We start from the raw sequence: 14,498 nt of genomic DNA on the forward strand, positions 1-14,498 counted from the left end.
AGCGTTTAAGCATTTCAGACGGCATTTTTACTAAGGCTTGATTATTTCCGGCGCAGGCAGGGATGGTTTTCCAAGTTGTCTATCATTATCCCGATGATGCGTGGGGCGGTTTTGCCCAAATCGAAATTTTCACCGGAAGAGAGCCAACGCCAAATCAGCCCGTCCAACGTCGATTTGATGAAGATAACCGCCATTTCCTTGTCCAAATCGTCTGCCAAATCCTGATTTTCCACCGCTTCGGTCAAAACGGCGGTAATTTTCTCGCGCCAGATTGCCTGATGCTTGCGGGCAATGGCGATAACGGCGGCGTTTTGCTCCGTGTGTTCGCATTTTAAAAACAGGATGTTGTGGAATTTGTAGTGGATGTCGTTGCTTTGCAGCCGCTCGAAAAAGTGCAGCAGCGTGTGGCGGAATACCGTCCAAGACCCTCCTTCGGCATTTGCGGCATCTTGCGCGATGCAGTTTTCGATGTCGTCGCAGATACGTTGGAACAGCGCGTCGAACAAGTCTTCCTTATTTTTGAAATGCCAATAGAGCGCGCCGCGCGTTACGCCGGCGGCTTGGGCGATTTCGTTGAGCGATGTGCGCGCAATCCCTTTGCGGTAAAAGGTTTCCAAGGCGGCAAGCATCAGGTGTTCTTTGGTTTTTAAGGCTTCGGTTTTGGTTTTTCTCATAATGGCGTTTTTGTTCCGTCGCGGTTTGAATTATAAAAAAGACTTTGTATCCGTGCAATCGTGTATGTATAATAACGCCCCTGAAATTGAGACAGTTTCCCAGTGCCGAAGTGCCGAACCCACCTGCTTTGCAACCCGTTTGAATACAGGGATGCCGAAGCAGGCGGTTTTGTATTTTGAAACGGGAATTTCTGTTAAATCTAAAATCCTTTAATAAAATCATACAGATAGGATAGATAATGGCTTTTTATGCTTCTAAGGCGATGCGTGCGGCCGCGTTGGCTGCCTCTGTCGCGTTGGCACTGTCATCTTGCGGCAAAGCAGATGAAGCGGCACAGGGCGAGCAGCCTGCTGGTCGGGAAGCTCCGGCTCCCGTCGTCGGCGTCGTTACCGTCCATCCGCAAACCGTTGCGTTGACCGTCGAGTTGCCGGGACGTTTGGAATCGCTGCGTACCGCCGATGTCCGTGCGCAAGTTGGCGGCATTATCCAAAAACGCCTGTTCCAAGAAGGCAGTTATGTCCGTGCCGGACAGCCGCTGTATCAGATCGACAGTTCCACTTATGAAGCAAGTCTGGAAAGCGCGCGCGCGCAACTGGCAACGGCACAGGCAACGCTTGCCAAAGCGGATGCGGATTTGGCGCGTTACAAACCGCTGGTTTCCGCCGATGCCATCAGTAAACAAGAGTACGATGCTGCGGTAACGGCGAAACGTTCTGCTGAAGCAGGCGTTAAAGCGGCGCAGGCGGCAATCAAATCCGCCGGCATCAGCCTGAACCGTTCGCGCATTACCGCGCCGATTTCGGGCTTTATCGGCCAGTCCAAAGTTTCCGAAGGTACGCTGTTGAATGCGGGTGATACGACCGTACTGGCGACCATCCGCCAAACCAATCCGATGTATGTGAACGTTACCCAGTCTGCATCCGAAGTGATGAAACTGCGCCGTCAGATAGCCGAAGGCAAGCTGCTGGCGGCAGACGGTGCGATTGCGGTCGGCATCAAATTTGACGACGGCACGGTTTATCCTGAAAAAGGCCGCCTGCTGTTTGCTGATCCGACCGTCAACGAATCGACCGGTCAGATTACCCTGCGTGCCGCCGTACCGAACGATCAGAACATCCTGATGGCAGGCCTGTATGTGCGCGTGCTGATGGATCAAGTGGCGGTGGACAACGCATTTGTTGTGCCGCAGCAGGCGGTAACGCGCGGTACGAAAGATACCGTGATGATTGTGAACGCCCAAGGCGGTATGGAACCCCGCGAGGTAACGGTTGCACAACAGCAGGGTACGAATTGGATTGTTACGTCAGGTCTGAAGGATGGGGACAAGGTGGTTGTGGAAGGCATCAGTATCGCTGGTATGACGGGTGCGAAAAAGGTAACGCCCAAAGAATGGATGCCGTCTGAAAACCAAGCCTCTGCCCCTCAAGCCGGTGTTCAGACGGCATCTGAAGCCAAACCTGCTTCTGAAGCGAAATAAGGAAGGCATCGATGGCTAAATTTTTTATCGACCGCCCCATTTTTGCGTGGGTTATTTCGATTTTCATTATTGCGGCGGGTATTTTCGGCATTAAAAGCCTGCCTGTTTCGCAATATCCGTCTGTTGCCGCACCGAATATTACCCTGAGGGCTACTTATCCGGGTGCATCCGCACAAGTGATGGAAGACAGCGTGCTTTCCGTGATCGAACGCAATATGAACGGCGTGGAAGGTTTGGATTATATGTCCACTTCCGCCGATTCGAGCGGCAGCGGCAGCGTGAGCCTGACCTTTACGCCTGAAACTGACGAAGACTTGGCTCAGGTGGAGGTGCAGAACAAACTCTCCGAAGTATTGAGCATGTTGCCTGCTACCGTTCAACAGTACGGCGTGACCGTATCCAAGGCGCGTTCCAATTTCCTGATGATTGTGATGCTTTCGTCGGATGTGCAGTCAACCGAAGAGATGAACGACTACGCGCAGCGTAATATCGTTCCCGAGTTGCAGCGTATCGAAGGCGTGGGGCAGGTACGCCTGTTCGGCGCGCAACGCGCGATGCGGATTTGGGTCGATCCTAAGAAACTGCAGAACTACAATTTGTCGTTTGCTGATGTCGGCAGTGCGCTGTCGGCACAGAATATCCAAATTTCCGCAGGTTCCATCGGTTCGCTTCCCGCTGTTCAGGGGCAGACTGTTACGGCTACCGTAACGGCGCAAGGGCAGTTGAGTACGGCCGAAGAATTCGGCAACGTCATCCTCCGCGCCAATACTGATGGTTCTAATGTTTACCTGAAGGATGTAGCGAAAGTCGGATTGGGTATGGAAGACTATTCTTCCTCAACCCGTCTGAACGGGGTAAATACCACCGGTATGGCGGTGATGCTGTCCAATAGCGGCAATGCGATGGCGACGGCAAAGGCGGTTAAAGAACGCATGGCGACGTTGGAAAAATACTTTCCTCAAGGTATGAGCTGGAAAACCCCTTACGATACTTCCAAATTCGTCGAAATTTCGATTGAAAAAGTCATCCATACCTTGTTAGAGGCGATGGTGCTGGTTTTTGTCGTGATGTACCTCTTCCTGCAAAACATCCGTTATACGCTGATTCCGACCATCGTCGTACCGATTTCCCTGTTGGGTGGTTTCGCCTTCATCTCTTATATGGGGATGTCGATTAACGTACTGACCATGTTTGCGATGGTTTTGGTCATCGGTATCGTGGTCGATGACGCGATTGTGGTGGTTGAAAACGTCGAGCGCATTATGGCGGGCGAAGGCCTGCCGCCTAAGGCTGCAACCAAAAAAGCAATGGGTCAGATTTCCGGCGCGGTCATCGGTATTACCGCCGTTTTGATGTCGGTATTTGTGCCGCTGGCAACGTTCAGCGGGGCGACGGGCAATATCTATAAACAGTTTGCCCTGACGATGGCGGCATCGATAGCCTTCTCCGCCTTCCTTGCGCTGACACTCACGCCTGCTTTGTGTGCCACAATGTTGAAGACCATCCCGAAAGGGCATCACGAAGAGAAAAAAGGTTTCTTCGGTTGGTTTAACAAAAAATTCGACAACTGGACACACGGCTACGAAGGCTGGGTTGCCAAAGTCTTGCGCAAGACTTTGCGCATGATGGTTGTTTACGTTGGTTTGGCGGTTGTGGGCGTATTCCTGTTTATGCGCCTGCCGACTTCGTTCTTGCCGACCGAAGACCAAGGCTTCGTCATGGTCAGCGTGCAACTGCCTGCGGGGGCGACCAAAGAACGCACCGATGCGACTTTGGCACAAGTTACCCAATTGGCGAAAAGCATTCCCGAAATCGAAAACATCATCACCGTTTCCGGCTTCAGCTTTTCGGGCAGCGGTCAGAATATGGCGATGGGTTTTGCGATGCTTAAGGATTGGAACGAACGTACCGCCCCGGGCAGTGATGCCGTTTCGATTGCCGGCAAGCTGACGGGTATGATGATGGGGACGCTGAAAGACGGTTTCGGCATCGCCATCGTCCCTCCTCCGATTATGGAGTTGGGCAACGGTTCGGGCCTGACCATCAACCTGCAAGACCGCAACAACACCGGCCATACCGCATTGCTGGCGAAGCGCAACGAGTTGATTCAAAAAATGCGGGCCAGCGGTTTGTTTGACCCGAGTACCGTCCGTGCTGGCGGTTTGGAAGATGCGCCGCAGTTGAAAATCGACATCAACCGTGCCGCCGCAGCCGCACAAGGCATTTCGTTTGCCGACATCCGCACCGCATTGGCAAGCGCGCTGAGTTCGTCTTATGTCAACGACTTCCCGAACCAAGGCCGTTTGCAGCGCGTGATGGTTCAGGCGGATGCTTCGGCACGTATGCAGCCTGCCGACATCTTGAATCTGACTGTGCCGAACAGCTCGGGCATTGCCGTTCCGCTTTCTTCGATTGCTACCGTTTCTTGGCAGATGGGTACGGAACAGAGCGTTCGTTTCAACGGTTATCCCGCTATGGAACTGTCCGGTTCGCCCGCAACCGGTGTTTCCACCGGTCAGGCCATGGAGGCGGTTCAAAAAATGGTTGACGAATTGGGCGGCGGTTACAGCCTGGAGTGGGGCGGACAGTCGCGCGAAGAGGCAAAAGGCGGTTCGCAAACCATTGCCCTTTACGCGCTTGCCGCCGTTGCAGTCTTCTTGGTGCTTGCCGCACTTTATGAAAGCTGGTCTATTCCGCTGGCCGTTCTGCTTGTAATGCCTTTAGGCTTGGCAGGGGCGGCGGCAGGTGTAACCGGGCGCAACCTGACCGAGCTGATGTTGGGCGGTATTCCTGCATTTGCCAACGACATCTACTTCCAAGTCGGTTTCGTTACTGTGATGGGTTTGAGTGCGAAAAACGCAATTTTGATTATTGAATTTGCCAAAGACCTTCAAGCGCAAGGGAAAAGCGCGGTTGAAGCCGCTTTGGAAGCTGCTCGCCTGCGTTTCCGTCCGATTATCATGACCTCGTTCGCCTTTATTTTGGGCGTGGTTCCCCTGTATATTGCCGGTGGTGCGAGTTCTGCCAGCCAGCGCGCCATCGGTACAACCGTATTCTGGGGGATGCTCATCGGCACGCTTTTGTCCGTGTTCCTTGTTCCGTTTTTCTATGTGGTGGTGCGCAAATTCTTCAAAGAAACTGCACACGAGCATGAAATGGCGGTCAGACATGCATCAGAAGCGGGTATAACCGGTTCGGACGATAAACAATATTAAGCAACCATGCCGTCTGAACGCCCACAGGTTTTCAGACGGCATCAGGACTTTTTTATGAATACTACATTGAAAACCACCTTAACCTCTGTTGCAGCAGCCTTTGCATTGTCTGCCTGCACCATGATTCCCCAATACGAGCAGCCCAAAGTCGAAGTTGCGGAAACGTTTAAAAACGATACCGCCGACAGCGGCATCCGTGCGGTCGATTTGGGTTGGCACGACTATTTTGCCGACCCGCGCCTGCAAAAGCTGATCGACATCGCACTTGAGCGCAATACCAGTTTGCGTACAGCCGTATTGAACAGCGAAATCTACCGTAAACAATACATGATCGAGCGCAACAACCTCCTGCCCACGCTTGCCGCCAATGCGAACGGCTCGCGCCAAGGCAGCTTGAGCGGCGGCAATGTCAGCAGCAGCTACAATGTCGGACTGGGTGCGGCATCTTACGAACTCGACCTGTTCGGACGCGTCCGCAGCAGCAGCGAGGCGGCACTGCAAGGCTATTTTGCCAGCACCGCCAACCGCGATGCGGCACATTTGAGCCTGATTGCCACCGTTGCCAAAGCCTATTTCAACGAACGTTATGCCGAAGAAGCGATGTCTTTGGCGCAGCGTGTTCTGAAAACGCGCGAGGAAACCTACAAGCTGTCCGAATTGCGTTACAAGGCAGGCGTGATTTCCGCCGTCGCCCTGCGTCAGCAGGAAGCCCTAATCGAATCCGCCAAAGCCGATTATGCCCATGCCGCGCGCAGCCGCGAACAGGCGCGCAATGCCTTGGCAACCCTGATCAACCAACCGATACCCGACGACCTGCCCGCCGCTTTGCCGTTGGACAAGCAGTTTTTTGTTGAGAAGCTGCCGGCCGGTTTGAGTTCCGAAGTATTGCTCGACCGTCCCGACATCCGTGCCGCCGAACACGCGCTCAAACAGGCGAACGCCAATATCGGTGCGGCACGTGCCGCCTTTTTCCCATCCATCCGCCTGACCGGAAGCGTCGGTACGGGTTCTGCCGAATTGGGCGGGCTGTTCAAAAGCGGCACGGGCGTTTGGTCGTTCGCGCCTTCCATTACCCTGCCGATTTTTACTTGGGGAACGAACAAGGCGAACCTCGATGTGGCGAAACTGCGCCAACAGGCACAAATCGTTGCCTATGAATCCGCCGTCCAATCCGCATTTCAAGACGTGGCAAACGCATTGACCGCGCGCGAGCAGCTGGATAAAGCCTATGCCGCTTTAAGCAAACAAAGCCGCGCCTCTAAAGAAGCGTTGCGCTTGGTCGGCCTGCGTTACAAACACGGCGTATCCGGCGCGCTCGATTTGCTCGATGCGGAACGCAGCAGCTATGCGGCGGAGGGTGCGGCTTTGTCGGCACAACTGACCCGCGCCGAAAACCTTGCCGATTTGTACAAGGCGCTCGGCGGCGGATTGAAACGGGATACCCAAACCGGTAAATAACCGCCCGGGCAACCAAATGCCGTCTGAAACGATAAGGTTTCAGACGGCATTTCTTTCTTTAAAACGGTTTCCGGTACCTGCCTGCCTTTCAAGACGGCAGGCCGTATCCGTTTAGAAAGTATGTTTGACGGTTGCGGTCAGGCTGCGCGGCGTGCCGTAAACGTGAATATCCGGCATGGTGCGATAGCGTTTGTTAAACACGTTTTCAAAGTCCAAACTGATGCGGGTGGATTTGCCGATTTTGTAATGCGCGGTCAAATCCAGCGTGGCGTAGGGGCGTTGGGTCAATGCGGCTGCGGTGGCAGGGTTGATGTCTGCAGGGTATTCATCCAGCGTGTGGCTGCGGCTTTGCCAGTTGACGTTTGCACCCAGGTTCAAACGGTCGGTCACGTCATACGCGGTAAAGAGTTTGAACAGATGAACCGGATAAGACGGATGAAGTTGAACCCCTTTGCTGTCTTTGATTTTAGAACGTGCATAAGACGCATTCAGCAGCCATTTATCACTTAGGCGGCCGCCGACAGAGAGTTCCACGCCTTTTGTCGTGGTGTTGTTGACTGCACGGTAGTATTCATCGCCATTCGCGAATTCGCCTTCAACCACGCCCACATGGTCGCGTTTGTTCATAAACACAGACGCGGAAGCATTCAGACGGCCTTCAAACCACGAGGCTTTCAAACCGGTCTCGTAGGTTTTGCCGCGTTGCGGTTCGAGCGGTTTGCCGTCTTTGGTCAGGTTGCGCACTTGTGGGCGGAAGATGGTGGTGTAGGACACATAGGCAGTCAGGTTGTCGTCTAGATCATAAGTTACACCCAAATAAGGAATGAAAACGTTTTGTTTGTGGCTGCTGTAAGCGAATTTGTTACGGTCAGTGCTGTAACGGTACCGCCAATCTACAAAACGTCCGCCGCCTATCAATGCCAGCTTGTCGGTCAGTTTGAAACGGGTCGAGCCGTAAACCGACAGGTTTTTCATATCGGTAAAACCATCGCGCGAATACGGCATATCGGGTTTGGCAATGTTGCCGTTAAAGAGGCGCAAATCAGGAATTTTCGACTCGCCTTCTTCATAGAAAGACAGGTTTTCTTTGTTGTCCTGATAGCTGATGCCCGCATTAAATTCATGCGAGCGGCCCAATGCCGGATAGTCGCCGTCCAAGGTCAGGGAGAAATCTTGGTCGCGGTATTTGCTGCGGTCGCGGTCTGAAGTGAAAAGCGCGGAGTAGTCGGTATTGATTTTGTATGTACCGGCAATGCCTGAAACGATGTCGCTTTTACCTGTCAGATAGCTGTAATTGCCTGTCAGTTTCCAGCCGTTGTCAAATTCATGGCTGAGGGAAGTGAACACTTCGGCACTGGTGTCTTTGCCGTAAGCCCATTTTGCCGAGGAATTGCTACGCGGCGAAGCCTCAAACGGTATGAATCCGTCTTTCTTATTGCCTGCTGCCGTCAGATAGCTGAAACGCGAGCTGCCCTTATTGCGGAAACGGTGGATTTCCGTACCGATATTCCACTGAGTCTGAGGGGCAATGTCGTAGGAGAGAATGCCGTAGAACGTATGATTGTGGCGCGAAGTGTTCGGCAGGTAATCGCCGCCGTGGTCGCTGACCAAAATAGTGCGGCCGCGCAAGGTATTGTCTGCATTCAAAGGCTGATTGGCATCAAGGACGAAGCGGTAGTGCTTCCACGAACCGACACCGGCTTCTACGCTGACGGCAGGTTTGGCAGTCGGTTTTTTGCGTTCCAAAGCAACCGTGCCGCCCGGCTCGCCCATGCCGCCGTTGGACAAACCGCTTGCGCCGCGCACGACGACGACTTGGTCATACAATTCGCTGTCCAGATTGTTGGTGCCGCGGCGGATGGCTTTGTAGTCGTAAAGGAATTTGGGCGCGCCGTCCACGGAAATGCTGTCAATCGCCTGACTGCGCGAAATAAATTGGCTATGGCCGGAGACGTTGTTGCCCATTTTGCTGTGGAACACGCCCGGTGTTTGTTTCAATACGTCCTGCAGGCTGTCCAAGCCTTGGTCTTCGATTTGTTTTGCCGTTACGACAGACAGGGATTGCGGTGTTTCACGCTGGGTCAGCTTGATGCCTGTGGCGGCGGAAGAAGCGGGGATGGTGTAGTTGGAAGCCGTTTGTTTTCCCAGTTCTTTGACGTGTATTTCCGGAAGGGCGGCAATATCTGCGGCGGAGACGTGCGCGGCGCATAACAGCATGAGTGCGGATGATACGGCAAGCGCGGTGCGTGAAGGGCGGGGGGGGGTATGCATGATTTTTCCTTTTGGTGGTTTGGCGGCGGGATTTTAGCAAAATGTTGTAATTATACTAGTTAGTGTAAATATTATTTAGGATTAGTTTGACTGTTGTCAAAATATATCTAGTTATCTAGTTATAAAGATTTATATTAAACCGTGATATGAGGGGAAAAAGGAAATGTTAGCGGAACGACGGATTGTCGCACCTTACAAAAAATGCCGTCTGAAACGATAAGGTTTCAGACGGCATTTTAAAATGCAACCGTTTAGAACTTGGCTTGCAGCCTTAACCAGGCGGTGCGGCCGGGTTCGTTGACGCGGGTGGTTTTGATGCCGGCGGCAGGATCGACAAATCCTCCGCTTCTGCTGACAAATTCGGCATAGGTTTTGTTGAACACATTGTCCACACCAGCTTGCAGGGTGGCGTATTTGTTGAATTTCCAACCTGCATTGACGGAAAGCACACCAAAGCCTGCGGATGCGCCAATATCCTGACCGATGATGTTGCCCTGTCCTTTGGCGTAGCGGTTTTGTTTGGCAACGACTTTCCACAATGCGCCCGCGCTGAATTTGCCGTTGTCAAAGGCGAGGGTGTTGTTCCATTCGAGCGGCGGCGTTTGTGCCAACGGTTTGCCGTCGGTACGGTTTTTACCGTAGGTATAGGCTAAGTTGCCGGATACGCTCCAATTAGGAGCGAATTCCCATTTCACTTCAATTTCGCCGCCTAGACGGATGGCATCGATATTGCGCGCGATTGAGTCTGCACCATGATGATGGCCGGAGTCTCCGCCTGCTGCCGGAGCCGTCGGAGTATGGCTGCCGTGTCCGCCTGCTGCCGGAGCCGTCGGAGTATGGCTGCCGTGTCCGCCTGCTGCCGGAGCCGTCGGAGTATGGCTGCCGTGTCCGCCTGTTGTCGGAGCCGTCGGAGTATGGCTGCCGTGTCCGCCTGCTGCCGGTGCCGCCGAAGTATGGCTGCCGGCGGTATGATGCATCATCGGTTTTGTTTCGACAATGATGAAGTCGTCAACTTTGCCTGCAAATACAGAGGCGGAGACGTGCCAATTTCCGCTGTTCCAAATCAGCCCTGCATCAAGTTGACGGTTGGTCTCTTTTCGGAGGTTTTCAGATTTTTTGCGTTCCCAGTAGTCGGGAGAACGTTGTGCCACGCCTAAACCTGCGTAGTATTTGGTATCGCCCAGTTTTTGTTCAAATCGGAAAAAGCCCGAATTCAAGGGGTATTTGGTTTTTTTGAGGGGATCAGAGTCGGCCTTGTTTTCGTATGTGCCTGTTACTTGGTCATGACGGAAGCCGGCAATCAGTTTTTGTGCATCGTTACGTTGCCATGCTGCTTCGGCAAAGCCGCCCAGTTGGTCAAAGCTTTGTGTCGGAGCATATGCTTTTTCGGTGAATTTTTCATTGCCTGATCGTTCGGTATGGCGGTCGCGCATGTAGTCGATGCCGGTTTGAAGGTTGACGTTGTCCCAATCGAAAGTGGCTTTCAGATTGCCGGTATCGGTGCGGCGTTTGGGGTTAATGGCTGCCTTGCCCATTTTTCCGACAGGGCGCAGGCTGTAGGTGTCCATAACGTGGTCGATTTCGCTGGAACCGTAGCGTGCCTCGATTTCGCTCAACCACGGTGTGATATTGCGTTGGCTGATGCGGATATTCCATGCGTCGCGGTCGAATTTGCTGCCGTCCATCATACGGTCGGCGTAGGCTGCCTTACCTCGGCTGCGTTCGTATGTACCGGCGATGGTGGTGTTTTCGGTCGGGGTAACGCCCAACTGAACCATTTGGCTGTCGCGTTTGAAGTTGGAATGTACGCGGTTGCCTGCCCCGTCTTTATAGTCGCCGGATTCGTTGTGTGAGACATTGAGGCGGGCATAACCGTATTTGCCACCCGCACCTGCTTCAAAGGAGGCATCGCGTCTGCCGCTGCTGCCTAATGTGGTGCTGCCGTTGAAGGAGTAGGGTTGTTCGTGGAAGGTCGGATCTTTACGGACGAAATGAACCGAACCGCTGATCAAACCCATACCTTGGGTAACGGTTTGCGGACCTTTGGTTACGACAACTTCGTCAAAGGTGCTGGGGTGGATATAAGAAGTGGGCGGATCCATGCGGTTGGAACAGCCGCCGTAAACGAACTGGTCGTCTGCGTTGATGGCAAGGCGCGAGCCGCCCAAACCTCGGAACAACGGATCGCCCGAGCTGCCGCCTTTGCGGATGATGCTCATGTTGGGGACAGATTGCAGCAAATCCGCGCCGTCGCCTGCCGGTAGGGGCTGGAGGGTGGCTTTAGGATTGAATTTGACTGTATTGGCCTTTTGCTGCTGTGTTCCGGTAACGGTAACGGGCGAGAGTTCGGCGGTTTCTTCTGCAACGGGGGCTGCCCATGCTTGGCTTAGCGCGGCTGCGAGGGGAAGGAGTAGGAAGTGGGTAGTTTTCATATTTAATCTACTTAAATGGAGGGTTGTTGTGTTAGTTCTAAAGTAGTATATAAAACTAAACTGAACGATGTATCAGAAAATGCACTTTGTTTAACATACATCAATAATGAATGTACCGGCCCGATAAAAAAATGCCGTCTGAAGCGGAAAAGGCTTCAGACGGCATTTTGAGAGACGGGTTATTTATTAAAGAAAATCAGCGTCCACGGCAAAACATATGCCTGTAGGAGGGTGAGAAGACCGACAAAGGTACAGAAAATCAGGCTGTGTTTCACGGTAAAGCGGAACAGGTTGGATTCCTTGCCCTCTAAGCCTACTGCCGCACAGGCGATGGCGATGGATTGAGGGGAAATCATTTTGCCTGTTACGCCGCCGGTCGTATTGGCGGCAACGGTCAGCTCGGGGGTAACACCGATTTGATGCGCCGTGCTTGCCTGCAAAGAACCGAATAAGGCGTTTGCGGAAGTGTCCGAACCGGTCAGGAATACGCCCAACCAGCCGAGGAACGGCGAGAAGAACGGGAACACGGCACCGGTAGCGGCAAGGACGAGTGCCAATGTAGATGACAGTCCTGAATAGTTTGCCACGAATGCGAAGCCTAGTACCAAACCGATGGACAGGATGGACAGACGCAGTTCTTTGAGCGTTTCAAAGAACGTGCCGACGGCTTCGGAAGGTTTCATTTTCAGTAAAGCGGCGGAAACGATGGAAGCAAACAGGATTGCCGTACCGACTGCGCCGAGGAAGTCAATTTTGAATACGGCGGCGTAAGGTGTCGGTTCGCTGACGATGGGCGCGGCTTTTTGTACCAAGTTGTGCAGCATCGGCCAGTCGAATTTGACGGTGGCAACGCCCAAAGCCTCTTTTACGCCCTTAATCGTCCACACGCTGACGAAAACGGTCAGAATGGCAAAGGGCGACCAGGCTTTGATGATTTGTCCTGCCGTGTATTCGCCCGCTTTGCGTTCGGACGGTTTTTTCATGCCGTTGAACGTGAAGATTTCTTTAGGCTGCCATTTTTTCAAGAAGGCGGACAGGCAAATCAGGCTGACCAGTGCGGAGGTTACGTCGGGCAATTCTGGGCCGATGAAGTTGGCGGTAATGAATTGGGTAACGGCGAAAGACACGCCCGCCACCAAGACGGCGGGCCAAGTTTGGCGTATGCCGCGCATACCGTCCATCATGGCAACCAGCCAGAAGGGGACGATAACCGACAGGATAGGAAGCTGGCGACCTGCTACCTGACCGATATGGTAAGGGTCGAGATTGGACACTTGGCCGGCAACCAGAACCGGGATGCCCATCGCGCCGAAAGCCACGGGCGCGGTGTTGGCAATCAAACACAAACCGGCGGCGTAGAGAGGATTGAAGCCCAAGCCCACCAGCAAAGCGGCGGTAATCGCCACCGGCGCGCCGAAGCCTGCCGCGCCTTCGAGGAATGCGCCGAAGGAGAAGCCGACCAGCAGCATTTGCAGGCGTTGGTCTTCGGTAATCGAAACCACGGAAGCGCGGATAATGTCGAACTGCCCTGTTTTTACGGTAATTTTATACAGGAATACGGCGGTAACGATAATCCAGGCAATCGGCCATAAGCCGTAAGCGAAGCCGTACAGCGCGGAAGAAACCGCCATACCCGCCGGCATCCCGAAGCCGAATACGGCAACGGCAAGCGCAATCAGCAGCGTATAAAGCCCCGCCTGATAGCCTTTCAGCTTCAGGACGGTCAGCGCGGCAAAGAAAAAGACGATGGGTAAGAGTGCGGCGGCGGCAGTCAGATACAGGCTGCCGCCGATTGCCGTGTAGTTTTGAACCCAAGTTTCCATAATTGAACATCTCCGAAAATATTTTTCTAATCGTCGGCAATAGTGGTCAAACCAATTAAAGCAACGTTGCATTACTTTACGAAACTTTAATATTCAGGTCAATATATTTTTGGGCGGTTCGGCAGATTTGAATCGGAGCTTTCGTTTAAATCCTGTCAAAACAAATATTTGCATGAACAAAAATTGTAGTTTGGTGTAGTTTTTTCCTGTGTTTTGGGAGCGGTGCGAGGTAAATGCCGTTGACGGCGAGAACGGCGTGTCATTAGAATCCGCCCTGATTGGTCAGTCCAATTTGATGTTTGATGTATTTCGGAAGGGTTCTGCAGGGAATCTTTATAAAGGAGGAGTGATGAAACTGGTAAGGCCTCAGAAAATCAGCGATCAGGTATTGTCGGTATTGGAGGAGCGCATTGCGGAAGGGGTTTACGCGGAAGGGGGCAAGATTCCGCCCGAACGCGTTTTGGCGGAAGAGTTCGGCGTTTCGCGCCCGTCGGTCAGGTCGGCATTGAATGTTTTGGTCGCCCGTCAGGTTTTGGAAGCGAGGCAGGGAGACGGTTATTATGTTTCGGTCAAGCCGCAGCAGGATTTTTTGCAAAGTTGGCAGGAGCTTTTGGGCAAACATTCCAATTGGGAACAGGATGTTTTTGATTTCAGCTGCCACATCGAGGGCTGTATGGCGGCATTGGCGGCAGAACGCCGGACGGATGCCGATTTGAAGCGGATTCGGTTTTGGCTTGAAAAGTTTGAGGAAGCGTGCGGAAGCGGCAATTTGGAACATCAGAGCGAAGCCGATGTCAGCTTTCATCAGACGATTGCCGATGCGGCGCACAATTTGTTGTTCAGCCATTTGTCGGGCGGTTTGTTGAAAATGCTGTACCGGCAGACGCGCAGCAGCCTTATTTATCTGAATCAGGAAGAAGATCCGCGTCCGAAACTGATGGCGCAGCACCGCGTGCTGTATGAGGCGATATCGAACCGCAGACCGGTCGAGGCTTCGGAGGCGGCAAAGGCACATTTGAATTATGTGGCGAGCAGCATATTGAAAGACAGGGAATATCAGAGCCGTAACCGCCACGCGGATACTTTGGCGCAAAACGATTTGAAGCGCGTGCAGGATTGGGCGGTGTGAATGCCGTTCAGATGGCAT

The 14,498-nt window shown here is 53.2% G+C and carries 8 protein-coding genes; 4 read left to right on the forward strand and 4 right to left on the reverse strand.

Features of this window, described 5'->3' with window-relative positions:
* Positions 1–41: 41 nt before the first annotated feature.
* Complete coding sequence (mtrR, locus tag DBY86_RS07260) at positions 42–674, reverse strand: multidrug efflux system transcriptional repressor MtrR (protein ID WP_107819475.1); 633 nt, start codon at positions 672–674, stop codon at positions 42–44.
* A 239-nt stretch (positions 675–913) separates the two neighbouring features.
* Between mtrR and mtrC the strand changes: the two genes are divergently transcribed.
* Genes mtrC through mtrE form a run of 3 tightly spaced genes read left to right on the forward strand, consistent with a single transcriptional unit; the run spans position 914 to position 6,825 of the window.
* A complete protein-coding gene (gene mtrC, locus DBY86_RS07270) occupies positions 914–2,152 on the forward strand; it encodes a multidrug efflux RND transporter periplasmic adaptor subunit MtrC (RefSeq protein WP_107819477.1) in 1,239 nt (412 codons plus the stop codon).
* 11 nt (positions 2,153–2,163) lie between these two features.
* Positions 2,164–5,367, forward strand: a complete 3,204-nt coding sequence (gene mtrD, locus DBY86_RS07275; protein ID WP_107819478.1) for a multidrug efflux RND transporter permease subunit MtrD — start codon at positions 2,164–2,166, stop codon at positions 5,365–5,367.
* A 54-nt stretch (positions 5,368–5,421) separates the two neighbouring features.
* Entirely contained in the window at positions 5,422–6,825 is a 1,404-nt protein-coding gene (mtrE, locus tag DBY86_RS07280; protein ID WP_107819479.1) for a multidrug efflux transporter outer membrane subunit MtrE, read from the forward strand.
* A gap of 111 nt (positions 6,826–6,936) precedes the next feature.
* Here the strand turns inward: mtrE and DBY86_RS07285 are convergent, their stop codons facing one another.
* From DBY86_RS07285 to DBY86_RS07295, 3 genes are all read right to left on the reverse strand, one after another.
* Positions 6,937–9,096, reverse strand: a complete 2,160-nt coding sequence (locus DBY86_RS07285) for a TonB-dependent siderophore receptor (protein WP_107819480.1) — start codon at positions 9,094–9,096, stop codon at positions 6,937–6,939.
* 251 nt (positions 9,097–9,347) lie between these two features.
* Positions 9,348–11,528 carry a TonB-dependent receptor domain-containing protein gene (locus tag DBY86_RS07290; protein ID WP_107819481.1) on the reverse strand — a complete coding sequence of 727 codons (2,181 nt, stop codon included), beginning with the start codon at positions 11,526–11,528 and terminating at the stop codon, positions 9,348–9,350.
* Positions 11,529–11,707: 179 nt separating this feature from the next.
* Positions 11,708–13,351 carry a lactate permease LctP family transporter gene (locus tag DBY86_RS07295; protein ID WP_159068569.1) on the reverse strand — a complete coding sequence of 548 codons (1,644 nt, stop codon included), beginning with the start codon at positions 13,349–13,351 and terminating at the stop codon, positions 11,708–11,710.
* 349 nt (positions 13,352–13,700) lie between these two features.
* Here DBY86_RS07295 and DBY86_RS07300 point away from each other — a divergent pair, with 349 nt between their 5' ends.
* Positions 13,701–14,480 (forward strand): FadR/GntR family transcriptional regulator, encoded by a 780-nt coding sequence (locus DBY86_RS07300; protein WP_107819483.1) that lies wholly within the window; start codon positions 13,701–13,703, stop codon positions 14,478–14,480.
* Positions 14,481–14,498: the final 18 nt, after the last annotated feature.

Source organism: Neisseria bergeri, from assembly GCA_003044455.1.
GTDB classification, from domain to species: Bacteria; Pseudomonadota; Gammaproteobacteria; order Burkholderiales; family Neisseriaceae; genus Neisseria; species Neisseria bergeri.